Annotated in this window: 25 protein-coding genes; 7 read left to right on the forward strand and 18 right to left on the reverse strand. The window is 71.4% G+C overall.

Features of this window, described 5'->3' with window-relative positions:
• Window positions 1-20: 20 nt before the first annotated feature.
• Entirely contained in the window at window positions 21-1,853 is a 1,833-nt protein-coding gene (locus tag ACOZ90_RS02485; protein ID WP_422892054.1) for a purple acid phosphatase family protein, read from the reverse strand.
• 147 nt (window positions 1,854-2,000) lie between these two features.
• On the opposite strand from ACOZ90_RS02485, the gene ACOZ90_RS02490 reads away from it, so the two are divergent.
• Window positions 2,001-2,465 carry a tRNA (cytidine(34)-2'-O)-methyltransferase gene (locus ACOZ90_RS02490; protein WP_422892055.1) on the forward strand — a complete coding sequence of 155 codons (465 nt, stop codon included), beginning with the start codon at window positions 2,001-2,003 and terminating at the stop codon, window positions 2,463-2,465.
• Window positions 2,466-2,650: 185 nt separating this feature from the next.
• Complete coding sequence (locus ACOZ90_RS02495; protein WP_422892056.1) at window positions 2,651-3,223, forward strand: diffusible signal factor-reguated Ax21 faimly protein; 573 nt, start codon at window positions 2,651-2,653, stop codon at window positions 3,221-3,223.
• Window positions 3,224-3,316: 93 nt separating this feature from the next.
• On the opposite strand, the gene ACOZ90_RS02500 is transcribed toward ACOZ90_RS02495, so the two are convergent.
• The 5 genes from ACOZ90_RS02500 to ACOZ90_RS02520 form a co-directional block, all read right to left on the reverse strand.
• A complete protein-coding gene (locus tag ACOZ90_RS02500) occupies window positions 3,317-4,339 on the reverse strand; it encodes an NAD(P)H-dependent glycerol-3-phosphate dehydrogenase (RefSeq protein WP_422892057.1) in 1,023 nt (340 codons plus the stop codon).
• 7 nt (window positions 4,340-4,346) lie between these two features.
• Entirely contained in the window at window positions 4,347-4,871 is a 525-nt protein-coding gene (gene secB / locus ACOZ90_RS02505; protein WP_422892058.1) for a protein-export chaperone SecB, read from the reverse strand.
• 99 nt (window positions 4,872-4,970) lie between these two features.
• Complete coding sequence (locus ACOZ90_RS02510) at window positions 4,971-5,408, reverse strand: rhodanese-like domain-containing protein (protein WP_422892059.1); 438 nt, start codon at window positions 5,406-5,408, stop codon at window positions 4,971-4,973.
• Between the two features lie 70 nt (window positions 5,409-5,478).
• On the reverse strand, window positions 5,479-5,898 hold the full coding sequence (locus ACOZ90_RS02515) for a hypothetical protein (RefSeq protein ID WP_422892060.1): 420 nt from the start codon (window positions 5,896-5,898) through the stop codon (window positions 5,479-5,481).
• Between the two features lie 30 nt (window positions 5,899-5,928).
• A complete protein-coding gene (locus tag ACOZ90_RS02520; RefSeq protein ID WP_422892061.1) occupies window positions 5,929-6,387 on the reverse strand; it encodes a YiiD C-terminal domain-containing protein in 459 nt (152 codons plus the stop codon).
• A 63-nt stretch (window positions 6,388-6,450) separates the two neighbouring features.
• Between ACOZ90_RS02520 and ACOZ90_RS02525 the strand changes: the two genes are divergently transcribed.
• Together ACOZ90_RS02525 and ACOZ90_RS02530 are read left to right on the forward strand one after the other, a co-directional pair.
• Window positions 6,451-7,236 (forward strand): uroporphyrinogen-III synthase, encoded by a 786-nt coding sequence (locus ACOZ90_RS02525; RefSeq protein ID WP_422892062.1) that lies wholly within the window; start codon window positions 6,451-6,453, stop codon window positions 7,234-7,236.
• Window positions 7,237-7,342: 106 nt separating this feature from the next.
• Window positions 7,343-8,560: a heme biosynthesis protein HemY gene (locus tag ACOZ90_RS02530; RefSeq protein ID WP_422892063.1), complete on the forward strand. Its 1,218-nt coding sequence runs from the start codon at window positions 7,343-7,345 to the stop codon at window positions 8,558-8,560.
• A 55-nt stretch (window positions 8,561-8,615) separates the two neighbouring features.
• Here ACOZ90_RS02530 and ACOZ90_RS02535 read toward each other — a convergent pair whose 3' ends face one another.
• Window positions 8,616-9,893 (reverse strand): acetyl-CoA C-acetyltransferase, encoded by a 1,278-nt coding sequence (locus ACOZ90_RS02535; RefSeq protein WP_422892064.1) that lies wholly within the window; start codon window positions 9,891-9,893, stop codon window positions 8,616-8,618.
• An 86-nt stretch (window positions 9,894-9,979) separates the two neighbouring features.
• Between ACOZ90_RS02535 and ACOZ90_RS02540 the strand changes: the two genes are divergently transcribed.
• Window positions 9,980-10,861 carry a hypothetical protein gene (locus tag ACOZ90_RS02540; RefSeq protein WP_422892065.1) on the forward strand — a complete coding sequence of 294 codons (882 nt, stop codon included), beginning with the start codon at window positions 9,980-9,982 and terminating at the stop codon, window positions 10,859-10,861.
• Window positions 10,862-10,870: 9 nt separating this feature from the next.
• On the opposite strand, the gene ACOZ90_RS02545 is transcribed toward ACOZ90_RS02540, so the two are convergent.
• The 10 genes from ACOZ90_RS02545 to glnA form a co-directional block, all read right to left on the reverse strand.
• Complete coding sequence (locus ACOZ90_RS02545; protein ID WP_422892066.1) at window positions 10,871-11,485, reverse strand: superoxide dismutase family protein; 615 nt, start codon at window positions 11,483-11,485, stop codon at window positions 10,871-10,873.
• A gap of 63 nt (window positions 11,486-11,548) precedes the next feature.
• Window positions 11,549-12,097, reverse strand: coding sequence for a superoxide dismutase family protein (locus tag ACOZ90_RS02550; protein ID WP_422892067.1), 549 nt, complete (start codon window positions 12,095-12,097; stop codon window positions 11,549-11,551).
• A 67-nt stretch (window positions 12,098-12,164) separates the two neighbouring features.
• Window positions 12,165-13,601, reverse strand: a complete 1,437-nt coding sequence (gene ntrC / locus ACOZ90_RS02555; protein WP_422892068.1) for a nitrogen regulation protein NR(I) — start codon at window positions 13,599-13,601, stop codon at window positions 12,165-12,167.
• A complete protein-coding gene (locus ACOZ90_RS02560) occupies window positions 13,591-14,637 on the reverse strand; it encodes a two-component system sensor histidine kinase NtrB (protein ID WP_422892069.1) in 1,047 nt (348 codons plus the stop codon). The genes ntrC and ACOZ90_RS02560 overlap by 11 nt, the downstream gene beginning before the upstream one ends.
• 37 nt (window positions 14,638-14,674) lie before the next feature.
• Window positions 14,675-16,063 (reverse strand): MFS transporter, encoded by a 1,389-nt coding sequence (locus tag ACOZ90_RS02565; RefSeq protein ID WP_422892070.1) that lies wholly within the window; start codon window positions 16,061-16,063, stop codon window positions 14,675-14,677.
• A 25-nt stretch (window positions 16,064-16,088) separates the two neighbouring features.
• The gene (locus ACOZ90_RS02570) at window positions 16,089-16,874 is read right to left on the reverse strand and encodes an N-acetylmuramoyl-L-alanine amidase (protein WP_422892071.1); all 786 of its coding nucleotides are present in this window, start codon (window positions 16,872-16,874) and stop codon (window positions 16,089-16,091) included.
• Window positions 16,875-16,935: 61 nt separating this feature from the next.
• Complete coding sequence (locus tag ACOZ90_RS02575) at window positions 16,936-20,049, reverse strand: TonB-dependent receptor (RefSeq protein WP_422892072.1); 3,114 nt, start codon at window positions 20,047-20,049, stop codon at window positions 16,936-16,938.
• A 190-nt stretch (window positions 20,050-20,239) separates the two neighbouring features.
• A complete protein-coding gene (locus ACOZ90_RS02580; RefSeq protein ID WP_422892073.1) occupies window positions 20,240-21,463 on the reverse strand; it encodes an ammonium transporter in 1,224 nt (407 codons plus the stop codon).
• A gap of 21 nt (window positions 21,464-21,484) precedes the next feature.
• On the reverse strand, window positions 21,485-21,823 hold the full coding sequence (locus ACOZ90_RS02585; RefSeq protein WP_422892074.1) for a P-II family nitrogen regulator: 339 nt from the start codon (window positions 21,821-21,823) through the stop codon (window positions 21,485-21,487).
• Window positions 21,824-22,126: 303 nt separating this feature from the next.
• Window positions 22,127-23,536 carry a type I glutamate--ammonia ligase gene (gene glnA / locus ACOZ90_RS02590; RefSeq protein ID WP_422892075.1) on the reverse strand — a complete coding sequence of 470 codons (1,410 nt, stop codon included), beginning with the start codon at window positions 23,534-23,536 and terminating at the stop codon, window positions 22,127-22,129.
• A 238-nt stretch (window positions 23,537-23,774) separates the two neighbouring features.
• Between glnA and ACOZ90_RS02595 the strand changes: the two genes are divergently transcribed.
• Window positions 23,775-24,569 (forward strand): undecaprenyl-diphosphate phosphatase, encoded by a 795-nt coding sequence (locus ACOZ90_RS02595; protein ID WP_422892076.1) that lies wholly within the window; start codon window positions 23,775-23,777, stop codon window positions 24,567-24,569.
• Between the two features lie 86 nt (window positions 24,570-24,655).
• Complete coding sequence (locus ACOZ90_RS02600) at window positions 24,656-25,486, forward strand: DUF4377 domain-containing protein (RefSeq protein WP_422892077.1); 831 nt, start codon at window positions 24,656-24,658, stop codon at window positions 25,484-25,486.
• A gap of 40 nt (window positions 25,487-25,526) precedes the next feature.
• Here the strand turns inward: ACOZ90_RS02600 and ACOZ90_RS02605 are convergent, their stop codons facing one another.
• Window positions 25,527-26,147 carry a YbhB/YbcL family Raf kinase inhibitor-like protein gene (locus tag ACOZ90_RS02605; RefSeq protein WP_422892078.1) on the reverse strand — a complete coding sequence of 207 codons (621 nt, stop codon included), beginning with the start codon at window positions 26,145-26,147 and terminating at the stop codon, window positions 25,527-25,529.
• Between the last annotated feature and the right edge of the window lie 7 nt (window positions 26,148-26,154).

Here is a 26,154-nt window from a genome sequence, read left to right on the forward strand (position 1 = left end):
ACGCGGCGCCCGCCGGGCGGTCACTTCTCGATCGTGAACGCGTCCATGACCGTGCCGTCCACGTCATAGGACGTGTACTCCAGGCGCCCACCGTCGATGTCGATCACCTGGTAGGTGGAGATGTCGGTGAAGCGCCTGGCCACCCAGGGCGCGTCCTCCTGCTCGTACATCTTGGTGCCGGCCACGGACAGGATGTAGATCGGGCCATCGGCCGGGGAGTCGACCACCTCGTCGCCGCGCAGCGGGTGGCTGCGCATGTAGGCGTGGTCGTCGCCCTGCAGCACCAGGTCGACGCCGTGCTTTTCGAACACCGGCACCCACGCCGCCTTCTGCTCCGGCTGGCCGCGGTCGTCGGGCCGGGGCGAGTACAGCGGGTGGTGGTAGACCACGAACTTCCAGGTCGCATCCGAGGCGCCCAGGGTCGCGTCCAGCCACTCCACCTGCGGCTCCGGCTCCAGGTTGGAGTCCAGCACCACGAACAGCGCATCGCCGTACTCCATGGAATAGAGCCGCTCGGGCTCGATCCCGTCCGGGCCGTTGCGCGGCAGGTCGAACTGGTCCACGTACAGCTCCGCCCGGCCCTGGTCGACCTCGTGGTTGCCGATCACCGGCACCAGCGGGCGGGTGTCGAACACGCCGCGGGCGTTTTCGAAGAACAGGTCCCAGTCGTCGCGGCGCTCGCCCCAGTTCACCAGGTCGCCGGCCATCACGTAGAACGCGGCCTGCGGGTATTCGGCGCGGGCGCCGCGCACCAGCTGGCCCCAGGTGTCCAGCCCGTTCTGGGCATCGCCCATGTAGATGAAGGTGAACGCCTCGCCGCGCGGCGGGGCGGTGGTGAAGTCGCGCTCCTCGCCCCAGTGCTCGCCGTCGCCGATGGCGTAGCGGTAGGTGGTGCCGGGCTCCAGGCCCTCAAGCGCAACGGTGTGGCGCATCACCCTGGCGTCGTTGGCCACGTCCGGGGTGTGCAGCTCGACGCTGTTCGCCTCCACGACCACCGGCTCACCGCCGTCTTCGGCCACGTAGCGCAGCTGCGCGTTGGCGCTGCCGGTGGCGGTGCGCCACTGGATCGACTGGGTGCTGGTGCTGTCGCCCGACCAGGTCAGCACCACGTGGTCGGCGTCGGCGCCGGACGGGTACGGGGTGGCGCGGAAGTAGCCGACCAGGCCGGCCTCGTCCTCGCGCTTTTCCAGGGTCTGCAGCAGGGCCAGGCCTTCCAGCGCCGGGTCGATCCCGTCCAGCTCGTCGGTGTCGTCGGTGAACACGCGCACGCCGGTGGTGGCGGTGGCGATGCCCATGGTGCCGGGCCACGGATTGGAAATGGCCGGCTGCGCGCTGCCGGCTTCGGCCGGGGCGACCACGACGATGTACGGCTTCACGCCCATTTCGATGGACGGCACGCCGAGCGCGACTTCGCCGGCCGGCACCTGCTTGCTCCAGCCGCGGAAGTCGTCCTCGACGTCGACCAGCGCGTCCTGGCCGCTGGGCGCAAAGCCCCGTTCGGCCAGCCAGAACGGCGCGATGTCCGAGTCCGGCGAGAGCAGCACGTGCACGGTGGCCGGGGCATCGACGTTGAAGCGCAGGAAGCCGGTGGACAGGATCTCGCGCTCTTCGTCGGTGGCCAGGGCGATGGCCTGGTCGGGCGTCAGCGCCTCCATCTCATCGGCCGGAACCTGCTCGATGATGCGCGCGCGCAGCGAGGCCACGGCATCGGCGAGCGCGTCTTCGGCGACGGCTTGGGTGGCGGCGGGGGCGACCGCCTGCGGGGCGGAGCCACCGTCGGGACTGCATGCAACCAGCAGCGCGAGGGCGAGGGTGCCGGGGATGAGGGAACGCCACGCGTGGGTGCTGGCCATGTTTGCTCCTGTGTGGGGATGTGGACCGACTGCAACACGGCATGGTCGCTGCCGCACGCAACATCGCTGCTGCAGAAATGTTGCAGTCCGGTGTCAGCACCGCGCCGGCGTCGCGCGTGCCGGCCGGCCGCGGCGATAATCGCCGCCATGTTCGACGTGATCCTCCACCAGCCGCAGATCCCGCCCAACACCGGCAACGTGATCCGGCTGTGCGCCAACGCCGGCGCGCGCCTGCACCTGGTGGCGCCGCTGGGGTTCACGCTGGAGGACCGGCAGCTGCGCCGGGCCGGGCTGGACTACCACGAGTACGCCACGGTGCAGGTCCACGACTCCCTGGAGGCGGCGCTGGCGGCGATCACCCCGGCGCGGCTGTTCGCGCTCAGCACCCGCGGCGGCCCCCGTTACGACCAACCGCGCTATGTGGCCGGCGACGCATTCCTGTTCGGCTCGGAAACCAGCGGCCTGCCGGACGCGGTGCTGGAGACGGTGCCCGCGCAGCAGCGCCTGCGGCTGCCGATGCGGCCGGGCAACCGCAGCCTCAACCTGTCCAACGCGGTGGCGGTGGTGGTGTTCGAGGCCTGGCGGCAGCTGGGATTCGCCGGCGGCAGCTGAGCTGAACCCGGCCTCACTGTTCCTGTACTTTCGGGTTCAATATTCAGGCGGCGTTTGCCCGCCGGTTTGCACAATGCCTCCCATCGGCCCGGGCGGCTAGCGGTGCCTTCAGCACATGAACGCACTTCTCCCCTCCCCCTGTCGCCCGGGCCGACCCTTATCTAACTGCACAAGGACTTCCCTGCATGAAGCGTTCCCTGCTTGCGCTTGGCCTGGCCGTGGCCCTGCCGTTCGCCGCCGCCAACGCGGCCGAAGGCATTTCCTGGAATTACGTCGAGGGCGGCTATGCCGCCACCAGCAGCGACCTGGACGCGGATGGCTTCGGCTTCAACGGATCGGTGGCCGTGCACCCGAACTTCCACGTGTTCGGCGGCTACCTGAACCAGGAAATCGACCACACCAGCGTGGACTTCGACCAGTGGCGCATCGGCGTGGGTTACAACCACGAGATCTCGCGCAACGCCGACCTGGTGACCCGGATCGCCTACGAGAAGTTCGACGCCGGACGCGACGTGTTCGGCAACAGCCTTGATCCCGACGGCTACAGCGTCGAAGTCGGCCTGCGCGGCGGGATGACGCCGAACTTCGAGGGCCACGCGATGGTCGGCTACGAGGACTACGGCAGCGATTACGACAGCGACTTTTACGGCCGCCTGGGCGCGGTGGTGAAGTTCACCCCCAATTGGGGCCTGTCTGGCGACGTCAAGTTCGTCAGCGGCGACACCCAGTGGTTCGTCGGCCCCCGCTTCACCTGGTAAGCACCGGCAACCGGATACGTTCCAACCCGCAATCCACTCTCTCTCCCCTGCGGAATGCGATCGACCCGGCCCCGGCGGCCGGGTCTTTTTTTGTCAAAACAGCTTGGCGGGGTACTCGGCCTTGCGCTCGCGGGCCATCAGCCGCTCCAGGCCTTCGGCCGGGGTGATGTCGCCGCGCAGCACGTCGCGCACGGCGCTGGCGATGGGCAGCTCGATGCCGTGGCGCTCGGCCAGGCGCATGACCTCGTCGGCGGTCTGCAGCGATTCGACCACCTGGCCGATCTCGCGCACCGCCTCGTCGATCGACTGGCCGCGGCCCAGGGCCAAGCCCAGGCGGCGGTTGCGGGAAAGATCACCGGTGCTGGTGAGCACCAGGTCGCCCAGGCCGGCCAGGCCGATCAGGGTCTCCGGGCGCCCGCCCAGGGCGACGTTGAGCCGCAGCATTTCGTTCAGGCCGCGGGTGATCAGGCCGGCGCGGGCATTCAGGCCCAGCGCCATGCCGTCGGCGACGCCGGTGGCCACCGCCAGCACGTTCTTCATCGCCCCGCCCAGCTCGGCGCCGCACATGTCGTCGCCGGTGTAGGCGCGGAAGGCCGGGCCGTGCAGGACTTCGGCCACCTGCTCGGCGAACTCCGGATCGCTGCCGTGCACGGTCAGCGCGGTCGGCAGGCCGGCGGCGACTTCCTTGGCGAACGACGGGCCGGTGACCACGGCCAGCGGCACGTCCGCGCCGAGCACCTCGGCCGCGACCTCGTGCAGGAAGCGCCCCGAGCCGGGCTCGAAGCCCTTGGTGGCCCAGCTCACGCCCGCGTGGGCCTGGCGCAGCGGCGCCAGCGCCGCCAGGGTCTCGGCGAACGCGTGCGAGGGCACCGCCACCAGCACCAGGTCGGCATCGGCCAGGGCCGCGGCCATGTCGGTGGTGGCATTGAGCTCGCGCGGCAGCGCGATGCCGGGCAGGTAGCGCGCGTTCTCGCCGCGATCGTGGATCGAGGCGATGTTTTCGGCATCGCGGGCCCAGCCCCACAGGACGGTGGGGAAGCCGTGGCGTGCGATCAGCGCGGCGAGCGCGGTTCCCCAGGAACCGGCGCCCAGTACCGCGACCTTCGGCCGCTTCACCATGCCGTCAGGCGTTGCCGGCGGTCTCGCTGCTGCCGCCCTCGGCCTGCTGCTGGGCGGCGCGCTGGCGCAGGCCCTCGGCGTAGAGCGACTCGAAGTTGATCGGCTGCAGCAGGAACGGCGGGAAGCCGCCGGCCTGGATCAGGTCGCCGATCAGCTGGCGGGCGTACGGGTACAGCACGTTCGGGCAGTGGGTGCCGAGCATGGCGTCGAGCACCTGCGGCTCGAAGCCGGACAGGCTGAACAGGCCGGCCTGCTGCACTTCGGCCACGTAGACGGTGCTGTTCTCGCCTACGGTGCAGGTCAGGGTGATGCCCAGGAGCACCTCGTAGCTGTTGTCGGCGACCTTGGTCACGCGCTGGTTGAGGTTCATGTTCAGCTGCGGCTGGGCCTGCTCGCTGAACACCTGCGGCGCCTTGGGGGACTCGAACGAGACGTCCTTGACGTAGATCCTGTCGACGCTGAACTGCGCGCCTGCCGGCTGGTTGGGGGCGGCTGCGCCGTTGGCGTTTTCGGGCTGCTGGTCGGCCATGGTGTACTGGCTCCGGTTCTCTGGTAAGGGTGGGAAAGAGGCCGATTATCGCACTTCACGCGCGCATCGGGCTGCGTGCCAGCTTGGCACGGCTTTGTTTCAGCGCCTGCCTTTTGCCAGCGGCAGGTCGGCCTGCTGCCAGCCCATGATGCCGCCGTCGAGCACGTAGACCCGCTCGAAGCCGGCCTTCTTCAGCCGTGACGCGGGCCCGGTGGCGCTCTGGCCGGTCTTGCACACCAGCACCACCGGCAGCGCCCTGGCCGCGGCCAGCTGCTTGTTTTCCGGGTCGAACTGGCTCATCTGCACGTTCTTCGAGCCGGGGATGTGGCCCTTGTCGAAGTCGGCGATCGGGCGCAGGTCGACCACCAGGGCGTTCTCCTGGTTGACCAGCGGCGCCAGTTCGCCCGGGCGCACGGACTTGAAGCCGCGGAACAGGCGCGCGACCTCGGTGTAGATCAGCGCCAGGGTGATGCCCACCAGGGCCAGCACCAGCAGCTGGTTGCGGCCGGCGAAGGCCAGCAGTTCTTCGAGATTCACTTGGGATGCGGGGCAGTTCTGCGGGCGGCGATTGTCGCCCAGCGCGGCCCGGCGCGCAAAGCCGCCCGCCTCATTCCCCGGCCCACAGATCCGGCAGGCCGCCGCTGACCCACCACTGGCCGGCCTCGGGGTCGTAGCGCCACTGCTCGGTGTAGCGCATGGTGCGCTCGGCCATGTTGTGGCGGTTGATCACCCCGATCTCGATCTCGCGCACCGCGGTGTCTTCGGACAGGGCCTGCGCGGCCAGCTCGCGGTAGCCGGAGATGCGGATCTGCTCGAAGCGCTTGAATTCCAGCTCGCTCATCGGGTTCTGCTCCCGGTATTCCGGGTCGACCAGGTTCCAGGCGCCCTCGAAATCACCCCAGCGCACTGCGGCCGAGTAGGCGTACTGCATCCGCTCCAGCTCGCTCGTCTTCTTGCCGCTGGCGCAGGCGGCCAGCAGCAGCGCGGCCATCAGGCTGGCCAGCAGCGGCCTGGTCAGTTTCCACATTGGTCGGTCTCCTCGTGCGCAGGGCACATCCTAGCGTCTGGCGATGGCCACGTAGCGGGCGCGGCAGCGGCAGGCGGCACCGCCGTCGGGCAGCGGCACCTCGGCCGAGACGTGCACGTGGGCCCGGCCACGCTCGCGCAGGGCCGCGGCGAAGGCGTCCCAGTCACTGCCTTCGGCCAGCCGCGCCCCGGCATTCAGGTCGGCAAACAGCGGGGCCAGGTAGTCGACCTGGCTGTCGGCCACGAACACGTCCGCATCCACGCCCGCCGCGCGCGCCTTCAGGGTCACCAGCCCCCAGCCGGCCAGGGTCATCAGCGAGACCAGGCTGCCGCCGAAGGCGCAGCCCTTGTCGTTGACGTGGCGGGCCAGCGGCGCGGACAGGCTCAGGCTGTCGGCGTCGGCCGAGGCGATGGCCACGTCCATCGCCGCCACCGGCGGCATGGCGCGATAGTGGTCGAGCAGGGCCTGCAGTTCGGGATCGGCTGTCATGGGGGCATGGTGCCACGGCCCGGGGCTTGCAGGCGGTGCGGGCGAAGGGCGAAGCTGGCGCGCATGGTTTCCGGCCCCGCCCCGGCGTCCGCCCTCGGCGGCAGCCTCGTCATTTCGCTGCGCCCGGTGGGCGGGCACGGCAGCACCCGCCGGGCCGCCGCCGCGCACGGTGCCCGGGTGCTGGCGCTGTCGCCGTGGAAGCTGGTCGCCCGCGGCAAAGCCGACGCACGGCCCGCGCTCGCCGCGGCGCTGGACGCGCCGCTGGCGATCTTCACCAGCCCGGCCGCGGTACGCGCGGCCGCAGCCATCGCCCCGCTGGCGCCGCGCCCCGGGCAGCAGCGGCTGGCGGTGGGCGCCACCACCGCCGCCGCGCTGCGCCGCGCCGGGGTCGCCGATCCGCTGTATCCGCAGCGGATGGACAGCGAAGGGCTGCTGGCGATGCCGGCGCTGGGCCAGGTGCGCGGCCTGGACATCGGCCTGATCACCGCGCCGGAGGGGCGCAGCTTCCTCACCGCCTCGCTGCGGCAGCGCGGGGCCCGGGTGCTGCGCGCGGACGTCTACGACCGGATGCCGGTGCCGCCCTCGCCGCGGGCGCTGGCCGCGCTGCGCGCCCTGCCCGCCTCCACCCCGCTACTGCTGGCGCTGAGCAGCGGGCTGGCGCTGGAATCCCTGCTGGACGCACTGCCGGCCGACATCCTCGCCCGGCTGCGGCGGGCACGGGTGCTGGCGGCCAGCGCGCGGCTGGCGGAGCTGGCCCGCGGGCACGGCTTCAGCGACGTGGTGCAGGCGGCCGATGCGCGCCCCGCGTCGCTGCTGGCCGCGGCCGCCGGTTGCGCCCCGCAGCGTTAACCCGGCTGAACCCGCACTGGCGCCCACAGCGCCGGTTTCACCTGCTGCACACGGCTGCCACGGCGCAATCGCTACCGTGTGGGCGAACCCGCTGGAGCCAACGACCATGACCCTGATTCGCAACCTGCTGCTGTGGATCCTGCTGGCCGCGGCCGGCGTGCTGCTCGCCTGGATGGCGCTGGGCGGCGACCACGGCCACGTGCTGGTGCGCTACGGCGGCTACGACTACACCACCACCCTGGTCAACGCGATCGCCATCGGCCTGGGCATCGCGGTGGCGCTGTGGCTGGTGCTGTGGCTGCTGGGCCTGCCGTTCCGCACCTGGTCGCGGCGCCGCGACCAGCAGGCGCGCGCCAACCTGGGCGACGGGCTGGCGGCACTGCACCAGGGGCACTACGGCCAGGCCGACAAGCTGCTGGCCAAGGCGGTGCAGGAGCCCCACGCCGAGCCGGCGGCCCGGATCGCGGTGGCGCACGCCGCCCACGCCCGCGGCGACCGGACGCGCGCGCGCACCGAGCTGGACGCATTCGGCGAACGCCATCCCGCCTCGCGCGCGATCGCGGCGGCGGAACTGGCCCTGGCCGACGGCCGCCCCACCGATGCGCTGGTGGCGCTGGACGCCCCGGCCGCGCAGCCGCTGCCGCCGCGCGGGCTGGCGCTGCGCGCCGACGCCCTGGCCGCCAACGGCCAGGCCGACCAGGCCTACGAACTGCTCGGCCCGCTGCGCCGCCAGCACGCCATGTCGGAGCCCGAGCTGGCCGAGCGCGAGGCGCGCTGGGCGGCGGCAACGCTGCGCGAGGCCAGGGACAGCAACGCCCTGGCCTCGCACTGGGAGGCGCTGCCCAAGCAGCTGCGCACCGAGCCCGCCGTGGCCGCCGCCTACGCCGATCGCGCCTCCGCGCTGGGCTGGGACGAAGCCGCCACCAAGGCCCTGGAGCAGGCGCTGGCGGCGAACTGGGACGAGTCGCTGGCGGCGCGCTACGGCAGCCTGCCGCTGGGCCGGCCCGAACACCGCGCAGCGGTGTGCGAGCGCTGGCTGGAGAGCCGCCCGGACAGCGCCGCCCTGCTGCTGTCGCGGGCACGGCTGTCGGCGCAGTCGGGACAGTGGCGCCACGCCGAGGAGCAGGCGCTGCGGGCGATGGAGCGCGGCGCGGGCGAGGACGCCTGGGAGCTGCTGGGTGACATCCGCCAGGCCCAGGGCGACGAGCCCGGCGCCAGCCACGCCTACGCCAACGCCCTGCGCGCCTCGCGCGGGGAAACCCCGGCGCCGCTGCCGCGCGGGCCGGCGGTGATGCTGCCACCGGACGACCCGGGCCCGGCCTGACACCCGCTCCCCTGTAGGAGTGCGCCATGCGCGCTCCTACGGACAGCCGGGTGGGTCAGCGTTCGAGGATGGCGACCACGCCCATGCCGCCGGCGGTGCAGATGGAGACCAGCGCGCGGCCGCCGCCGCGCTCGGCCAGCTGCTTTGCGGCGGTGGCGACGATGCGCGCCCCGGTGGCCGCGAACGGATGCCCGGCGGCCAGCGACGAGCCCACCGGGTTGATCTTCTCCGGCTCGATCCGCCCCAGCGGCGCGTCCAGTCCCAGCCGGCTGCGGCAGTAGTCCTCGCTCTCCCACGCCCGCAGCGTGCACAGCACCTGGGCGGCGAAGGCCTCGTGGATCTCGTAGATGTCGAAGTCCTGCAGGGTGAGGTTGTTGCGCGCCAGCATTTCCGCCACCGCCACGGTCGGCGCCATCAGCAGGCCTTCGCCGTGGACGAAATCGACCGCGGCCACGTGGGCGTCGCGCAACCAGCACAGCGGCTCGTGGCCGTGCGCCTGGGCCCACTCCTGGCTGGCCAGCAGGCAGGCCGACGCGCCGTCGGTGAGCGGGGTGGAGTTGCCGGCGGTCAGGGTGCCGCGGCCGGACGTCCGGTCGAAGGCGGGCTTGAGCGTGGCCAGCTTGTCGATGGAGGTGTCCGGACGCAGGATGTTGTCGCGCGAGACGCCGCGGAAGCTGGCCACCAGATCATCGAAGAACCCGCGCTCGTAGGCCGCGGCCAGCTTGCGGTGCGAGGCCACCGCCAGCTCGTCCTGCGAATCGCGCGAGATGTTCCACTCCTTGGCCATGTCCTCGCAGTGCGCGCCCATCGACTTGCCGGTGCGCGGCTCGGCCACGCCGGGGAAGTCGGGCTTGAGCTCGCGCAGGCGAAAGCCCTTGAACGCGGCCAGCTTGTCCTTCGTGGCCTTGGCGCCCGCCGCGCGCAGCAGGCGCCGGCGCAGCTTCTGCCCGTACACGATCGGCACGTCCGAGGTCGTGTCCGAACCGCCACCGATGCCGGCCTCGATCTGCCCGACCGCGATCTTGTTGGCGATGGTGATGATCGAATCCAGCGAGGTGCCGCAGGCCCGCTGCAGGGTGATGCCCGGGGTCAGCGGCGACAGGCCCGAGGACATCGCCGCCTCGCGGCCCAGGTTCCAGTCCGAGGAGTGCTTGATCACCGCGCCCATCGCCACTTCGCCCAGCTGCTGGCCGTGCAGGCCGAAGCGTTCGACCAGCGCGCCCAGCGTCCGTACCGACATGCCGAGGTTGCCCACGTCCGCGTAGGCCGTGTTCTGCCGGCAGAAAGGAATGCGGACGCCGCCCAGCACGGCGACGGGACGGATTTGCGGCATCGGGAGCACCTCTTGGAAGAGCCCATCCACCTTGACGGGCATAATGCGGGCCATCTTAACGCTGCCCCGGCAGCCGGCAAATCTTCATGTCTCCAGCAGCATCCAACCCGGTTTCATGCGTGCGCGGCGCGCTTGCGCTCGAGCGCGCGCCTTCCGATGCGCCGCTGGCGCTTGCGCTTGACCAGGCCCAGGCCGGCGAGCTGGCCGCGCTGGTGGCCAAGGACCTGGCGGGCTTCGTCGCCGGGGCCGGCGCGCTGGATCTGTGCATGGTGGCCGCGCACTACGATCCGGCCGAACTGCTGCGGCCGGGCTGGCCGCTGCACGAGGAGCTGCTGCAGCTGGCGGCGCGCGCGCCCGGACGCGGGCGCGGGCGGGTGATCGCGTTCGGCACCCACGAGGGCACCCTGCCGGGCGCGCTGACGCCCGCGCCGGCGCTGGCCGACGGGCCGCTGCGGCTGCTGCCGTTCGTGCTCACCGGCGAGGCCAGTGACGTGGCCGCGGTGTCGCAGGCGCTGGAGGAGCTGCTGCTGGAAACCGGCATGGCCGGCGCCGACACCGCGCTGCTGGCCCAGGAGGCGTTCGGCCTGAGCGTGGAGCACGCGCGCTACCTGACCATCCACGACCTGTGCGCGATGACCGCGATGCAGTACGACCACGCCGGCCTGTCCGGGCTGTGGCCGGTGGTGGAGGCCGCGCTGCTGGCGCCGGGCCGCGAGGCCTGGCTGGACAGCCCGCCCGAGCCGCTGCTGCGTTACCTGGACGGCGAGGTGCGCATCGCCCTGCTGTCGCCCGACGGCTGGCGGCGGCGCTATGCGCCGGACGAGCAGGACGAGGCGCGGCTGGCGCGCGGCTTCGGCCACTTCGAAGCGCGCCAGCGGCAGTTCGCGGCGCTGCTGCAGGCGCACGCGATCCCGGTCACCTTCTCCCACTGCCGCGACAGCAGCGACCCGCGCAGCGAGCTGCTGTAGAAACCCCGCTTACGGGGCTTCGATCACGCCGCAGGCCAGGCGCGCGCCGGCGTCGCCGGTGGGCTGGCTGACGTAGTCGTCCGCGCCGGCGTGCACGATCACGCCCTTGCCGACGATGTCGGCGTCGCCGCCGTCGCCGATGGTGGCGCCGTGCAGCTGGCGATCCACTTCAGCCACGCCTTCGTCGTTGGCCATCAGGTTGTCGCTGTCACCCACGTGGTGCTCGCCCTGGCCGGCGCGGCCATGGTCGCTGCCGGCCGGGTTGAAGTGGCCGCCGGCGCTGGTGCCGTCCGCGGCGCTGCAGTCGCCGAACTCGTGCACGTGGAAGCCGTGCTCTCCGCCCGGCTCCAGCCCGGTGACCTGGCCGGTGATGTGGATGTAGCCGTCGGCCACTTCGAAGCGCAGCTCGCCGCGGGCGTCGTTGCCTTCGGTCGGCTGCAGGGTGGCGGTGGCGGCCTGGGCCTGGAAATCCGCGGGGGCGGGGGCGGTGTCGACCGGCGCCGCGTCCGGCATTTCAGCCCCGGTAGACGCGGCCGGGTCGGCGTCGGCCACCGGATCCGGGGGGCTGCAGGCGGCCAGTGCAATCAGCAGCGGCGCGAAGAACAGGGGGCGAAGCTGGCGCATCGGGATCTCCAGGCGAATTCGATGAACGGGCCAGCATATACCCGGTGACGCGTGGTCACCGCGTCACGGCGCGACCCGGATCTCGCCGCAGGCCACCCGCGCGCTGAAGGCGCCGGGGGTCGCGCCGAGCACCAGCAGGGCGCGGCCGGTGATGTCGTTGGCCGCGCCTCCGCCCAGCACCGCGCCGGGAATCACCAGGTCGACCCGGGCCACGCCGCGCTCGTCGGCGAAGATCCGGCCGGGGTTGGCGCCCACCGCGCCGCGCTGGTCGAAGCCCTCCAGCGGGTCGAAGAACGGGCCGGCGCTGCTGGCATCGGCCGCGCTGCAGTCGCCCTTCTCGTGCACCTGCAGCCCGTGCGCGCCGTGCGGGATCAGGCCGCCGACCTCGCCACTCACGCGCACCGCGCCCTGTTCGGCGCGCAGGATCGCGCGGCCGCTGACCAGGCTGCCCGACGCCGACGCCAGGACGGCCTCCGCCTCACTCGTGGTACCGGTTTGCGCGAACTCCACCGGCTGGGCGGTGGCGGACGGATCCGGCGGCGTGGTGCCGGTGCGGGGCGTGGCGGCACAGGCCGACAGCAGCACGGCGGCGACGGGCAGCAGCAGACGCATGGCGGGCCTTGGAGTGGACTGCCGGGAACCATAGCGCCGCGGTGATCAGCGTGTCATGAACGCCGTCTCAACGCCTGCGTTCGCGCGCGCCCAGCTTGCGGGTGAGGGTGTTGCGGCCCAGGCCCAGGCGCGCGGCGGCCTCGGCGCGGCGCCCGCCGGTGTGCTCCAGCGCGGCTTCCAGCAGGACGCGGTCGAAGGCTTCGCGTGCGCTGGCGTGCAGCTCGTCCCCGCCGGCCTCCAGCCGTGCGCGCGCCCAGCGCCGCAGCGGTGCTTCCCAGTCGTCGTCGCGATGGCCGGCGGCCGGTTCGCGCGGCACGTCGAGGGCGTCCTCCAGTTCGGCCACGCCGATGCTCTCGCCCGGCGCCAGCGCGGCCAGCCGCCAGCACAGGTTCTCCAGTTCGCGCACGTTGCCCGGCCAATCGTGCTCAAGCAGGCGCGCCGCGGCGGCGCGGTCGAAGCGCTTGGGCGGCGCATCGAACCGCTTTGCGGCCGCGGCCAGGAACACCGCCGCCAGCCGCGGCACGTCCGCGCGCCGCTCGCGCAGCGGCGGCAGCCGCAGGCGCACCACGTCCAGGCGGTGCAGCAGGTCGGCGCGGAAGCGGCCCTCGGCCACCAGCCGCGCCAGATCCTGGTGGGTGGCCGCGACCACCCGCACGTCGACCCGGATCAGCTCGCGCCCGCCGACCCGGAAGAACTCGCCTTCGGCCAGCACCCGCAGCAGCCGGGTCTGCAGCGCCAGCGGCATGTCTCCGATCTCGTCCAGGAACAGGGTGCCGCCGTCGGCCTGCTCGAAGCGGCCGACGTGGCGCTGGCGGGCCCCGGTAAAGGCGCCGGCTTCGTGCCCGAACAGCTCGCTTTCCAGCAGCTCGGCCGGCACCGCGGCGGTGTTCATGGCCACGAACGGCATCCGCGCCCGCGGCGACTCGCGGTGCAGCGCGCGCGCCACCAGTTCCTTGCCGGTACCGGTCTCGCCGGTGACCAGCACGTTCAGTGGCGCCTGCGCCAGCCGGCCGATGGCCCGGAACAGCTCGCGCATGGCCGGCGTGTCGCCCACCAGAGTGCCGGCGGCGGTGCCGGCCGGCGCCGGCGCGGGCGCCTCATCCCCGGCGGCGGCCTGCTGGCCGAGCGCACGCCCGGCCAGGGCCACCGCATCGTCCAGGTCGAAGGGCTTGGACAAAAACTCGTGGGCGCCACCGCGGAAGGCGCCGGCAGTGCTGGCGATATCCGTATGGGCCGACATCACGACCACCGGCAGCTCCGGCAGGCGCGCCTTGAGCTTCTCCAGCAGGGTCAGCCCGTCGTCGCCGGGCATGCGCACGTCGGTGAAAATCAGGTCAGGAGCTGGCAGATCCGGTGCCGGCCGCTGCGCCAATGCCTCCAGCGCCGCCTGCGCCGACTCGAACCCGGACACGTCGTAGCCGGCATCGCCCAGCGCCGCGGCCAGCACGAAGCGCACGCTGCGGTCGTCGTCGACGATCCAGATCCGGGCCGGCTCAGTCGTCATCTTCGTTCTCCGTGGGCAGCGGCAGCAGCAGGGCGAACACCGTGTGTCCCGGCCGCGAGCGGTAGGCCAGCGCGCCGCGATGCTCGCGCGCCACCTGCTGGGCCAGGGCCAGCCCCAGCCCGCTGCCGTCGGCGCGGCCGGACACCAGCGGCAGGAAGATCTGTTCGGCCAGCTCGGCCGGCACGCCGCGACCGTCGTCGACCACCTCCAGCCGCAGCGCCAGCGGATGCACGACGTCGCCGATGCGCGCGCCGCGCTCGATCCGGGTGCGCAGGGTCACCGCCGCCGCGCCGGCCTGGATCGCATTTCGCACCAGGTTCCAGACCGCCTGCACCAGCCGGTCGGCGTCGCCTTCCAGGTCCGGCAGGCTGGGGTCGTAGTCGCGCACCAGCTTCACCGCCCAGCCGGCGTCCTGCTCGGCCAGGCGCAGCACCCGCTCCAGTACCCCGTGGATGTTGAGCGGCGCATGCGGCCGCGGCGGCGCCGGCGCCAGCAGCTGGTCGACCAGGCCGGTCAGGCGCGCGACCTCGGCCTGCACCAGCTCAACCAGCTCGCGCGACTCCGCGTCCTGCACCCGCCGCGCCAGCAGCTGGCCGGCGCCCTTGATCCCGGCCAACGGATTGCGCAGCTCGTGCGCCAGGCCCTTGAGCGAGGCGGCCACCGCGCCCGGCAGCACCCGCAGCGGGTCCTCGCCCGGGAACTCGTCCACCGGATGCGCCTCCAGCAGCCAGCCACCCGCCTCGCGCCGGCTCAGCCAGGCATCGGCGAAGCGCGCCCCCACGCCGGGATAGCCCAGCACGATCCGGCGCAGGTGCAGCGGGCCTTCGGGCAGGTCCGCGCCGGCCTTCAGCGCCTGGCGCAGCACCTCGCCCTCTGCCTCCAGCGCCACCAGCGGGAGATCGCGCAGCCTGCGCGCGCCCACCCCGAGCCAGCGCGCGAACGCCGGATTGCAGCCGCCGATACGTCCCCCGCCCCCGATCCACGCCAGCGGCGTGACCAGGTGATCGTAGGCGTCCTCGGGCGTGGGCTGCGACATTGCACCAATGTAGTGCAATCCCGGGCCATGGCGAAGCTCAGCGCGTCAGCCGCCAGGCCGCCCAGATCCCGGCCAGCGCGAACGGCACGCCCACCAGGAACACCCACGTCGACGCCGCCTGCGCGCTGGCCAGCCCCGGCGCTGCACCGAAGCCGGCCGCGTTGGCGGCCGCCCCCGCAATCGCCGCGCCCACCGCGCCGCCCGTCTGGCGCGCGGCGATGAAGGCGGAAGCGCCGGTGGCCCGATCCGCGTCGCCCAGCATCCCCAGCACCCGCCGGTTCATCAGGCTCGACGACAGCCCGAAACCCACGCCCATCACCGCCGCCGAGCCGATCACCGCCGCCAGCGGGGCGTCGCGCAGGGTCAGCATCAGCGCCAGCACGCCGGCGGCGATCAGCACCGCGCCGGCGCGGATGCAGCGGCGTTCGCCGGCGCCACCGTCCACCCCGGCCACGTGGAACGCGGCCAGGGTCCAGGCCATGGCCTGGGCCGCGATCGCGTAGCCGGCCCACAGCGGGGTGAGCCCGTGCAGGATCTGCAGCAGCGCCGGGCCGTATACGCTCAGGCCCATCGAGGCCGCCATCAGCGCGAACATGGCCGCATAGCCGGCGCCCACGGCGGTACGCGGATCGCTGGCGCGATGCGGCATCAGCCGCACCGGCGCACGCGCGTCCAGGCGCAGCAGGCCAACCAGCACGGCCAGGCCCGCCGCCACCGCCAGCACGGCCAGCCACGCCGCGGAAGAAAGATCGGCCAGCGCCACCAGGCCCACGCCAGCGGCCAGCGCCGCCAGCTGCCGGACCGGCACCCGGGCGCCCTTTTTCGCCGGGGCCGCGCCGCCGAGCAGCCACGGTGCGGCCAGGCAGAACAGCAGCGCCTGGCCGGCGAACAGCCAGAACACCCCGCGCCAGTGCCCGGCCTCGGCGAACAGGCCGCCGATCAGCGGCCCGAGCAGGGTCGCCACGCCCCAGACCGCCGCCATCGCCGCGAACACCCGGGCCAGGTGGCGCTCGGGGAACAGCAGCGCCACCGCCACCATCGACAGTCCCGCCACCCAGCCCGCACCCACCCCCTGCACCAGCCGCCCGGCCAGGAAGGTGCCCATGTCCGGGGCCAGCGCGCCGAGCAGGCAGCCACCGGCAAAGGTCAGCCCGGCGAGCAGGGTCGCCCGGCGCAGGCCCAGCAGTTCGGACATCCGCCCCGCGCTGGCACCGGCGACGATCGCCCCGAGCAGGAACCCGGCCGTGGCCCAGCCGAACCAGGCGTGCCCGCCAAGGTCGCGGCCGACGCTGGGCATGATGGTCGCCGCGACCAGGGTGTCGGCGGCGTTGAGCCACACGCCCAGGCAGATCAGCACGAACCGGGGCAGCCGACCCCCGGCGAACAGGTCCGCCCAGCCGGTACCGGAAGGCCGGCCTGCGCTCATCGACCGCCCGCGGCGGCGGGCATCCTCAGTGCGCGCCGGCCGCGGCAGGCGCCGCCGGCCGCATCAGCCACACCCCGCCGGGCGTGGTCAGCGCGTGCAGGATGCGGTGGTCCTCGTCGTCGAGCTCGGTGCGGTCGTCGCCGCGGAAGCGCAGGCGGAAGGCGCGGACCGCGGCGGACGGATCGTCGAGGCTGTAGCCGAAGTGGTCGAGCGCACGCATGGCGTCGAATCCTTCAGGGGCCGCCGGCGCATCGTCGGCCGGCCAGACGCCGAAGCCGGCCTCGGCCAGGCGCCGCCACGGGAACAGCGCGCCAGGATCGACCTTGCGTGTGGGCGCCATGTCCGAATGGCCGATCACGTTCTCGCGCGGGATGTTCCAGCGCGTCGCCAGGTCTTCAAGCAGCACCAGCAGCGACTGCACCAGCGGCTCGGTGAACGGCGCCACGCCGTCGTTGTCCAGCTCGATGCCGATCGAGAACGAGTTGACGTCGGTGAGCCCGCGCCAGCTGCCGGCGCCGGCATGCCAGGCGCGCTGCTCGTCGGCCACGAGCTGGTACAGGCCGCCGTCCTTGCCGATCAGGTAGTGCGAGCTGACCCGGCCCTGGCTGTTGCGGGTGCTCAGCGTATGCAGGCTGCGCTGCACCGAGTCCTGCTGGGTGAAGTGGACCACGATCAGGGTCGGCCGCCTGGCGTCGTGGTTGGGCGAGGCCACCCACTCGGCCATCGGGTTGCGCGGCGGAGCATGGCTGCAGGCGGCCAGGACGACGGCGGCGAGCAGGGCGGCGAGGATCGGGCGGATCGGGCGCTTCATGCATCCCATTGCAGCCCGACGCGCCCCCGGATGCAAGCCGGCCGACGCCGCGGGCGCGGGCTCAGAAGCGCGCGCGCAGCCCGATCGTCGCGTTGCGACCGCCGTGGATGTAGATGGCGCTGTGGTCGCCCACGTGGCCGGTCGTGGCCAGCGAGCCGGGGACGATGACGTTGCGGTCCTTGTCCAGCAGGTTGCGCACCGAGAAGAACGCCTCCACGCCGTTGGAGAAGCGGTAGCTGCCCGACAGGTTGGTGTCCAGGTACTCGGCGAACCAGCTCGGCGTGGTGGAGCGGTACTTGTCCGCGGTCCACACCGTGTTGAGGTACATGCTCAGCCCGCCCTGCTGGTAGGAGAGGGAGAACGTGCCCAGCTTGTCGGCCATGCGCACGATCGGGATGTCCGGGAAGTTGCGCATGAACGAGCCGCGCACGGAGAACCCGCCCAGCCAGCCCGGCAGGTAGTCCATGGCATGGCTGAACTCCAGCTCCCAGCCGTGGATGTTGATCGCGTCCCCGTCGACCGTGTTGGTGGTGACGAAGGTGTAGTCGGCGTATTCGTCTCCGGTGTAGCCGAACTCCTCGGCGGTCATCTCCTCGGTCTGGAACAGCCCCTTGACCCGGTTGCGGTAGTAGTTGATGCCGACCACCCCGACCGGCTCGAAGTAGCGGACCAGGCGCACCGAGAGGTTGTTGGACAGCTCCGGTTCCAGGCCGGGATTGGAAGCCACCACGCGCCGCTCGACGTCGTCCACCGACCACACCCCGGTGACCTGGCCGACCTCCGGCCGACGGATCGTGCGGCTGTAGCCGATCTGCAGGTCGGTGGCGTCGTCGAAGGAATACTTCAGCGATCCGCTGGGGAAGAAGTGCGCGTACCGGCCCTTGCGCTCGACGTTGGGCCGGGTCAGGTACTGGTATTCCAGGCCCTCGATCGTGGCCGCGCGGCCGGTCGCCTCGACCACCTCGAAGCCCGCCGCCCTGACCTCCTCCGGCGAGAGCGGGTCCGGCTCCAGCGCGGCGGTCGCCGTCCGCTCCCAGCGCAGGCCGGCGCGCAGCGTCAGCCGGTCGGTCATGTCGGCGGTGCCCATGAAATACAGGGCCGAGGTGTCCTCGCGGAAGTCGCGGATGTTGCCCACGTGCACGGCGTACCACTCGGCCGGCGAGTCGATGCTGGTCGGTACCCAGTGCTCCGGGTTCTGCCGGTACAGCTCGGCCAGCCGGTACTGGCTGGGCAGGTACGGCTCGCTGTGCCCGTCCAGCGTGGTGATGCGCACGCCGCTGTCGTCGAACGAGTTCTGGCTGCTGGTCCGGACCGCGTCCAGCAGTTCGGTCAGGCCCAGCGGGCCGGCGTAGCGGTAGCGCTGCAGGTCGCTGTCGTTGGCATAGTCGAACTCGGCGCGCTTGGCCTTCAACCCGGTCTTGAAGGTCACCGGCCGGCCGGCGATGTCCTGGTCGAAGGTCAGGTTCAGCGCGGCGCCCTTGAGGGTGTGCTTGGCGCTGCCGCCGTTGGTCAGGCGCATGATGAAGGGATCGACCGAGGTGAAGGCGGCTGGGTCGTTCCAGTCCACCCCGCCGGTCTGGCGGATGTCCCAGGACTGTCCCAGCAGGGTGTCCCCGCGGGTGGCGGTGAAGTTGCCGGGCGCCAGCAGCGCGCTGACGGTATGCGCCGACCCCTTCTCGCCCAGGGGATCGTAGCTGCTGGTGGAATCGGAGTACGACAGGTGGCCGTCGAGCCGGATGCGTTCGTTGGCGTACTCGAAGCCGGGCACGAGGGTCCTGCCGCGGCCGTTCTTGTAGGTCATCGAATTGGTCACCTGCAGCGCGTTGAACTCCTGCGGCTGCCTGGTGTGGATGTCGAACACGGGGTCGCCGTCCACGCCGAAATCGCGCGCGCCGGTGATGAACTGGTAGTTGGTCGAGGCGGCCCAGATGCCGGAGCGGTTGAACATGGTCACCAGCGACAGGATCAGGTTGTCCGTGGCCCGGAAGTCCATGTTCAGCGTCGCCGAGGAACGCATGATCTCGCGCATCGCCACGTTGGTCTCGATGCTGCTGATCGCCAGCGGGTCGGGGCTGGCCGCGGTGGGCTGGTAGTTGCGGTTGGCGGTGATCTGCTCCTGCTCCACGTACAGGTTGGACTCGCTCAGGCTGGCGACCACGCCCAGCCGGTCGTCGAAGAACACATCGGCGTATTCGAAACCGTAGTTGGGCAGGAACCGCTTGCTGCCATAGCCACCCTCGCCGGGCCCGGTGCGCCGCTTTGCGTCCCACACGTTGGAATGGGTGCTGGCGCTCACCTGCGCCATCATGCTGCGCCCGTCGCGGTCGAAGGCGCGCTTGGTGCGTACGTTGATCGTGCCGGCCGGCGCGTTGGCGTCGACGTCGGCGCTGATCGTCTTGGAGATCTCGATCGAATCGATGCTGCTCAGCGACATCTGCTCGAAGCTGAAGGTGCGCGAGGCATTGGCGCCGGTGTTGGCGTCGGCCGCCGCCAGGTTCACGCCGTTGACCATGACCTGGGTATAGGCCGGCGGCAGCCCGCGCAGGCCGACGGTGCGCACGGTGCCGTCGCCGCTGCTGTCGGTATCCACGCCGGGCATGAACTTCATGAACTCGCCCGGGTTGCCCTCGGAAATCTCGCCGTAGGACTCGGCCGACAGGCTGTTGACGATGTCCATCGACGCGCGCTGCTCCATGATCGCGCGGGCGTCGCCCTGGCGCACGCCGGACACCACCACCGTGTCCAGGGTGACATCGGCATCGCCTTGCGCCCCGGCCCCGGCCCTGAGCAGCTCGAAGTCCTCGCGCCGGGATTCACCGGGCGCCAGCTCGAACTGCGTGCGCAGCACCGGATAGCCGGTGAAACGCACCGAAACCTCCACCGGCCCGGCGGGCAGGTTGCCGACCTGGTACTGGCCGCGGGCGCCGGACGTGACGGTGCGCCGGCCACCGGCCGAAGTGACGCGGACGATGGCGTTGCGCAGGTATTCGCCGGTGACCGGATCGGACACCGTGCCCGAAACGCTGCCCTGGCCCACGGCCTGCCCGGTTGTTTCCTGCGGCACGGCGGCCGCGCCCTGCTGTTGCGCCATTGCCGGAGCCGCTGCGAACAGCGCGGCGCACACCGCAGCGGCCAGCAGCTTGCGCCTGGCGTCGAGCATTCCCTGATGGTTCATCGTGCCTCGTCGACAGGCCGGCGAACTGGGGCCCGGCGTGACGAAATTATGACCCCCCCCGGATGAGGGGCTTGTTCATACGAACCCTTCGTTCAGCCTGCGTTCGCACCGTCGTCAAAGCGGCCCACAAAAAAAGGGCGGCGGATCCCTCCGCCGCCCGCACCACCTCGTGGGGGAGGTGACGTACTGCTCAGTTTTCGTAGGCCGACTCGCCGTGGGAAACGATGTCCAGGCCCTGTCGCTCGTCTTCCCCGCTGACCCGCAGGCCGATGGTGAACTTCACCGCCAGCATCGCCAGCGCGGTGACCGCCGCGCACCAGAGGATGGTGAACAGCACGCTGAAGGTCTGCGCCCATACCTGGGCACCGATGGCCAGGTCGGCCTCGGTGCCGCCCAGCGACTGCGCGCTGAACACGCCGGTGAGGATCGCGCCGACGATGCCCGCCACCCCGTGCACGCCGAACACGTCCAGGCTGTCGTCCGCGCGCAACAGGCGCTTGAGCCCGCCGACCGCCCAGACGCAGATCGCGCCCGCCGCCAGACCGATCACCAGCGCGCCCATCGGCCCCACGGTGCCCGCCGCCGGGGTGATCCCGACCAGGCCGGCGATCGCACCCGAGGCCGCGCCCAGCGCCGAGGGCCGGCCCTTGCCGATGGCCTCCACCAGGCTCCAGGCCAGCACCGCCGCCGCGGTGGCAACCATGGTGTTGATCATCGCCAGCGCCGCTTCGCCGTTGGCGGCCAGCGCCGAGCCGGCGTTGAAGCCGAACCAGCCCACCCACAGCAGCGCCGCGCCGATGAAGGTGAACGGCACGCTGTGCGGCTTGATCGCCTCGCTGCCGTAGCCCAGTCGCCGGCCGAGGAAATACGCACCCACCAGCCCGGCCACGCCGGCGTTGATGTGCACCACCGTGCCGCCGGCGAAATCGAGCACGCCGCGGTGGGCGAGGAAGCCGTCGTCGCCGCTCCACACCATGTGCACCATCGGCAGGTAGGCGAAGGTGACCCAGATCAGGGAGAACAGCAGCACCGCGGTGAACTTCATCCGCTCGGCGAAGGAGCCGACGATCAGCGCGGTGGTGATGCCGGCGAAGGTGGACTGGAACACCACGAACAGGAATTCAGGTAATCCATCGGCATCGCTGTCTGCGGTGATCCCGCGAAGGAAGGCCTTCTCGGTGAACGAGCCGAAGAAGGCGTTGCCGTCGGTGAACGCGGCGCTGTAGCCGTAGACCACCCACACCAGGATCACCATCGAATACACCACCAGCACCTGCATCAGCACCGAGAGCACGTTCTTCGAACGCACCATGCCGCCGTAGAACAGCGCCAGGCCGGGCACCACCATCAGCAGCACCAGGAAGGTGGCGGTGAGCATCCAGGCGACGTTGCCGCTGTCGAATACCTCATTCATTTCCGGACTCCTCCTGTTGGGTCAAAGCGCGTCGACGCCGACTTCGCCGGTGCGGATGCGGACGGCCTGCTCCAGGCCGATGACGAAAATCTTCCCGTCGCCGACCTTGCCGGTGCCCGCGGCGTTGGCGATCGCCTCCAGCGCGGCCTCCAGGTCGTCGGCGGCCACCGCGCACTCGACCTTCAGCTTGGGCAGGAAATCGACCACGTACTCGGCGCCGCGGTACAGCTCGGTATGTCCCTTTTGCCGGCCGAAGCCCTTGACCTCGGTGACGGTCAGGCCCTTCACCCCGATCTCGCCCAGTGCCTGGCGCACTTCGTCGAGCTTGAAGGGGCGGATGATGGCGACGATCAGTTTCATGCGAGTCCTCCGTCCGAATGCCGCGCACGCGGCGGCGGCCCGGCACACCGTGCGCGCGGGCCAACCCGTCCAGTCGTTTCATCCGGGTGCTGCGCGCACGATGCGCGTGGCGCCGGCCCGATTCCCCTTGCTTGTGATTCCAGGTACATGACGCAGGTCCCTCGTTGTGGAACCCTCCCGTCGCTTCCCTTGGCCGGCGGCCGCTCTGCGGCGGCTTGCCGGTCGTCCGGCACCCTTCCCCGGTGCCGGAATCCCGTGGACCGGCGCTACGGAGCGCCAGGCCCGTCCTTCCCCATCAGCCGCTCAGACGGCGTAGTACATCTGGTATTCCAGCGGGTGCGTTGCCGAACGGAACGCGGTGACCTCCTTCATCTTCAGCGCGATGTAGGCGTCGATGAAGTCGTCGGTGAACACCCCGCCGGCCTTGAGGAACTCGCGGTCGGCGTCCAGCGCCTCCAGCGCCTGGTCCAGCGAATGGCACACGGTCGGGAAGTCCTTCTCCTCCTCCGGCGGCAGGTCGTACAGGTCCTTGTCGCTCGGCCCGCCCGGGTCGATCTGGTTCTTGATCCCGTCCAGGCCCGCCATCATCAGCGCGGCGAAGGTCAGGTAACCGGACTGCATCGGGTCGGGGAAGCGCATCTCGATCCGGCGCGCCTTCGGGTTGGGCACGTAGGGGATGCGGCAGGAGGCGGAGCGGTTGGAGGCCGAGTAGGCCAGCATCACCGGCGCCTCGAAGCCCGGCACCAGGCGCTTGTAGGAGTTGGTGGAGGCGTTGGAGAAGGCGTTGATCGCGCGCGCGTGCTTGAAGATGCCGCCGATGTACCACAGCGCGGTCTGGCTCAGGCCGCCGTAGCCGTCGCCGGTGAACAGGTTCTCCCCGCCCTTGGCCAGCGACTGGTGCACGTGCATGCCGCTGCCGTTGTCGCCGACCAGCGGCTTGGGCATGAAGGTGGCGGTCTTGCCGTTGCGGAAGGCGACGTTCTTGACCACGTACTTGAGCGTCTGCAGCTCGTCGGCCTTGGCCACCAGCGAGTTGAAGCGGGTGCCGATCTCGCACTGCCCGGAGTTGGCCACCTCGTGGTGGTGCACCTCCACCTCCAGCCCGACCTGCTCCAGCGTCTTGCACATCTCGGCGCGGATGTCGTGCAGCGAATCCACCGGCGGCACCGGGAAGTAGCCGCCCTTGATCCCCGGGCGGTAGCCGCTGTTGCCGTGCTCGTATTCGCGGGCCGAGTTCCAGTGCGCCTCCTCGGAGTCGACGTGGAAGAAGGTGTGGCCCATCTCGTTGCCGTAGCGCACCGAGTCGAACACGAAGAACTCCGGCTCCGGACCGAAGAAGGCCTGGTCGGCGATGCCGCTGGACTTCAGGTAGGCCTCGGCCTTGCGGGCGATGCCGCGCGGGTCGCGCTCGTAGAACTGCATCGTGGTCGGATCAAGGATGTCGCAGGTCAGCACCAGGGTCGGATCGGCCGCGAACGGGTCGACGAAGGCGGTGGACGCGTCCGGCAGCAGGACCATGTCCGAGTTCTGGATGCCGCGCCAGCCGTTGATCGAGGAGCCGTCGAACATCTTGCCGTCCTCGAACAGGGCCGGCTCCATGATCGAGGCCGGGTAGGTCACGTGGTGCTGGACGCCACGCATGTCGGTGAAGCGCAGGTCGATGAATTCGATCCGGTGGTCGCTGGTGAGCTTTTCGACGTTATCGAAGGACATGGAACGGGGGCCTCGGGCTTGGGTTGGGAATACCGGAGAGGTACCGCAAGGGCCGTGCCAACCATTTTCGTTCCGCAAGTGACTGATCCGTTGTGGATTTCATCCCCGCGGACGCCCTCCGTGCACCACATTGGCCCGCCCGCCATGGGGCTGCACCGTTATGGTGCGGCGCAACACCCGGCCGAACCCGGCCCTGCGATCGCGTATCCTTGCCCGTCGCCCAACCGCGCCCACGCCAGTGTCCGACCTGCTCGCCGCCCTGCTGCTGGGCATCATCGAAGGCCTCACCGAGTTCCTGCCGGTCTCCAGCACCGGGCACCTGTTGATCGCCCAGCACTGGCTCGGGCCGCGCTCGGATTTCTTCAACATCGTGATCCAGGCCGGCGCGATCCTGGCCATCACCCTGGTGTTCCGGCAGCGGATCTGGGATCTGGTCACCGGCCTGGATCGGCGCGAGAACCGCGACTACGCGATCAAGCTGGTGGCCGCGTTTGCGGTCACCGCCGCGGTCGGGCTGCCGGTGCGGCTGGCGGGCTGGGAGCTGCCGGAGACGGTGACCCCGATCGCCTGGGCGCTGGTGATCGGCGGGATCTGGATGATCCTGGCCGAACGCATTTCCGAGCGCCGCGGCGACCGCACCGACGTGACCTGGACGGTGGCGGTGCTGGTGGGCCTGGCACAGGTGGTGGCCGGGGTGTTCCCCGGCACCTCGCGCTCGGCGGCGGCGATCTTCATGGCGATGCTGGCGGGCCTGACCCGGCGCTCGGCGGCCACCGAGTTCGTGTTCCTGGTCGGCATCCCGACCATGTTCGCCGCCAGCGGCTACGCGTTCCTGGAACTGTGGCTGGAAGGCGGCCTGGGCGACGAGGCCTGGGATCAGGTGGCGCTGTCGTTCGCCGCCGCCACGGTCACCGGCTTCCTGGTGGTGAAGTGGCTGCTGGGCTATATCCGCAAGCACCGCTACACCGGCTTCGCCGTCTACCGGATCATCCTGGGCGCGGCGCTGCTGCTGTTCATGCACTCCGGCAGCTGAGCGGCCGGCGCGCAGGCGGGCGCGATCAACCCCGTTCGGGATTGGTGTACGTTCTCCCCGGTATCCCCCGACCCTGGAGTCTGCGCATGAACCGTTCCCTGTCCCTGCCGGCGCTTGTTGCAGCGCCGCTGGCGCTCGCGCTCGCGGCCTGCACGCCTGCCCCGCCTGCCGGTGACCCGCCGCAGGCATCCGCCACCCCCGCTGCGGATGCCGCGAATGCCGCGCCCGCCACGTCCGCCGGCCGGCTCGACGCCTGGCACTGGCAGCTGGCCGAAGCCGTCGACGCCGACGGCCAACGCATCGACGCCCTGTTCGGCAACCCGGACCGGCCGCTGCAGCTCGATTTCAGCGATGGCCGCGTGTCGGTGACCGGCGGCTGCAACGGCATCGGCGGCAGCTACGAACAGGACGGCGACGCGCTGCGGATCGGCACGCTCATGCAGACCCAGATGGCCTGCGCGCAGCCGCTGATGGATCAGGACGCGGCGATCGGCAGGCTGCTGGAGGGGGAGCTGGGGCTGGCGACGCGGGATTCGGATCCGCCGCGCCTGGAGCTCACCGCCGCCGGCGGCGCGCGGCTTGTGTTCGACGGCCTGCCCACCGCCGACACCCGCCATGGCGGGCCGGGCGAGCGCATGTTCCTTGAGGTCGCCTCGCAGCGCGTGGACTGCAACCACCCGCTGATCGCGGACATGCAATGCCTGCGCGTGCGCGAAGTGTTCTACGACGAAGCCGGGCTGAAGGCCGGCGAGCCGGGCGAGTGGCAGGTGCTGTACGAGGACATCGAAGGCTTCGAGCACCAGCCCGGCGTGCGCACCGTGCTGCGCGTGGACCGCTACGCGCGCGACCCGGCGCCCGCCGATGCCTCCTCGATCGTCTATGTCCACGACATGACGGTCGAATCCGCAATCGAGTAGGGGCGCGTCCCGCGCAGGAAACCTGCGTGGCCGGCAACCCTCAGCCGGCCGCGCGGACCTTGTCGTTGAGACTGTAGTTGGCGTAGGTCGCAGCCTCGGCCAGCACGTGGCCGTGCATGGCGCGGTGCACGTCGGCGGCGGTGAAGCGCTCCGGCAGCTCCAGCTTCTCCGCATCCAGCGCGAACACGCGGAAGAAGTAGCGGTGCATGCGCAGGTCGTTGCCGGGCGGGTAGGGGCCGTCGTAGCCGAACCAGTCGCCGCCCATGTCGGCGTCGCCCGCGAACCAGCCGGTGTAGTCGTTCAAGCCCTGGCGCGCGCCCTGTGGCCCGGCCGGATCCTGCTTGCCCGCCTTCGTCACCCCGTCGCTGGCGCTGCCGGCGGCAACCTCGCGCACGCCGGCCGGGATGTCGGCCATCACCCAGTGCACGAAGTCGGCGCGCGGCTGGTGCACCGGGATCTCCACACCGTCCTTGCCGGCCATCTCGGCCACCGTCGGCGCGTCCGGATCCACGCACATCAGCACGAACGAGCGGGTACCGTCGGGCGCCCCGTCCCAGGCCAGGTGCGGGTTGCGGTTGCCGCCGAAGCCGTCCGGCGTGCCCAGGGCGAACTCCTCGGGGAAGCTGCCGCCGTGCTCAAAGCTGTCGCTGCGGATGCGCATGAAATGT

Origin of the sequence: Luteimonas dalianensis (assembly GCF_049339425.1) — a bacterium.
GTDB lineage: Bacteria > Pseudomonadota > Gammaproteobacteria > Xanthomonadales > Xanthomonadaceae > Luteimonas > Luteimonas dalianensis.

Bases quoted from the DNA above. Each gene is read 5' to 3' on its own strand.
- ntrC (WP_422892068.1), bottom strand. From the start codon at position 13,601: ATGACGACTGAGCCGGCCCGGATCTGGATCGTCGACGACGACCGCAGC.
- ACOZ90_RS02570 (WP_422892071.1), bottom strand. From the start codon at position 16,874: ATGAAGCGCCCGATCCGCCCGATCCTCGCCGCCCTGCTCGCCGCCGTC.
- ACOZ90_RS02530 (WP_422892063.1), top strand. From the start codon at position 7,343: ATGACCCTGATTCGCAACCTGCTGCTGTGGATCCTGCTGGCCGCGGCC.
- ACOZ90_RS02495 (WP_422892056.1), top strand. From the start codon at position 2,651: ATGAAGCGTTCCCTGCTTGCGCTTGGCCTGGCCGTGGCCCTGCCGTTC.
- ACOZ90_RS02545 (WP_422892066.1), bottom strand. From the start codon at position 11,485: ATGCGCCAGCTTCGCCCCCTGTTCTTCGCGCCGCTGCTGATTGCACTG.
- ACOZ90_RS02550 (WP_422892067.1), bottom strand. From the start codon at position 12,097: ATGCGTCTGCTGCTGCCCGTCGCCGCCGTGCTGCTGTCGGCCTGTGCC.
- secB (WP_422892058.1), bottom strand. From the start codon at position 4,871: ATGGCCGACCAGCAGCCCGAAAACGCCAACGGCGCAGCCGCCCCCAAC.
- ACOZ90_RS02580 (WP_422892073.1), bottom strand. From the start codon at position 21,463: ATGAATGAGGTATTCGACAGCGGCAACGTCGCCTGGATGCTCACCGCC.
- ACOZ90_RS02515 (WP_422892060.1), bottom strand. From the start codon at position 5,898: ATGTGGAAACTGACCAGGCCGCTGCTGGCCAGCCTGATGGCCGCGCTG.
- ACOZ90_RS02540 (WP_422892065.1), top strand. From the start codon at position 9,980: ATGTCTCCAGCAGCATCCAACCCGGTTTCATGCGTGCGCGGCGCGCTT.
- glnA (WP_422892075.1), bottom strand. From the start codon at position 23,536: ATGTCCTTCGATAACGTCGAAAAGCTCACCAGCGACCACCGGATCGAA.
- ACOZ90_RS02525 (WP_422892062.1), top strand. From the start codon at position 6,451: ATGGTTTCCGGCCCCGCCCCGGCGTCCGCCCTCGGCGGCAGCCTCGTC.
- ACOZ90_RS02485 (WP_422892054.1), bottom strand. From the start codon at position 1,853: ATGGCCAGCACCCACGCGTGGCGTTCCCTCATCCCCGGCACCCTCGCC.
- ACOZ90_RS02535 (WP_422892064.1), bottom strand. From the start codon at position 9,893: ATGCCGCAAATCCGTCCCGTCGCCGTGCTGGGCGGCGTCCGCATTCCT.
- ACOZ90_RS02560 (WP_422892069.1), bottom strand. From the start codon at position 14,637: ATGTCGCAGCCCACGCCCGAGGACGCCTACGATCACCTGGTCACGCCG.
- ACOZ90_RS02585 (WP_422892074.1), bottom strand. From the start codon at position 21,823: ATGAAACTGATCGTCGCCATCATCCGCCCCTTCAAGCTCGACGAAGTG.
- ACOZ90_RS02575 (WP_422892072.1), bottom strand. From the start codon at position 20,049: ATGAACCATCAGGGAATGCTCGACGCCAGGCGCAAGCTGCTGGCCGCT.
- ACOZ90_RS02565 (WP_422892070.1), bottom strand. From the start codon at position 16,063: ATGAGCGCAGGCCGGCCTTCCGGTACCGGCTGGGCGGACCTGTTCGCC.
- ACOZ90_RS02520 (WP_422892061.1), bottom strand. From the start codon at position 6,387: ATGACAGCCGATCCCGAACTGCAGGCCCTGCTCGACCACTATCGCGCC.
- ACOZ90_RS02490 (WP_422892055.1), top strand. From the start codon at position 2,001: ATGTTCGACGTGATCCTCCACCAGCCGCAGATCCCGCCCAACACCGGC.
- ACOZ90_RS02600 (WP_422892077.1), top strand. From the start codon at position 24,656: ATGAACCGTTCCCTGTCCCTGCCGGCGCTTGTTGCAGCGCCGCTGGCG.
- ACOZ90_RS02605 (WP_422892078.1), bottom strand. From the start codon at position 26,147: ATGCGCATCCGCAGCGACAGCTTTGAGCACGGCGGCAGCTTCCCCGAG.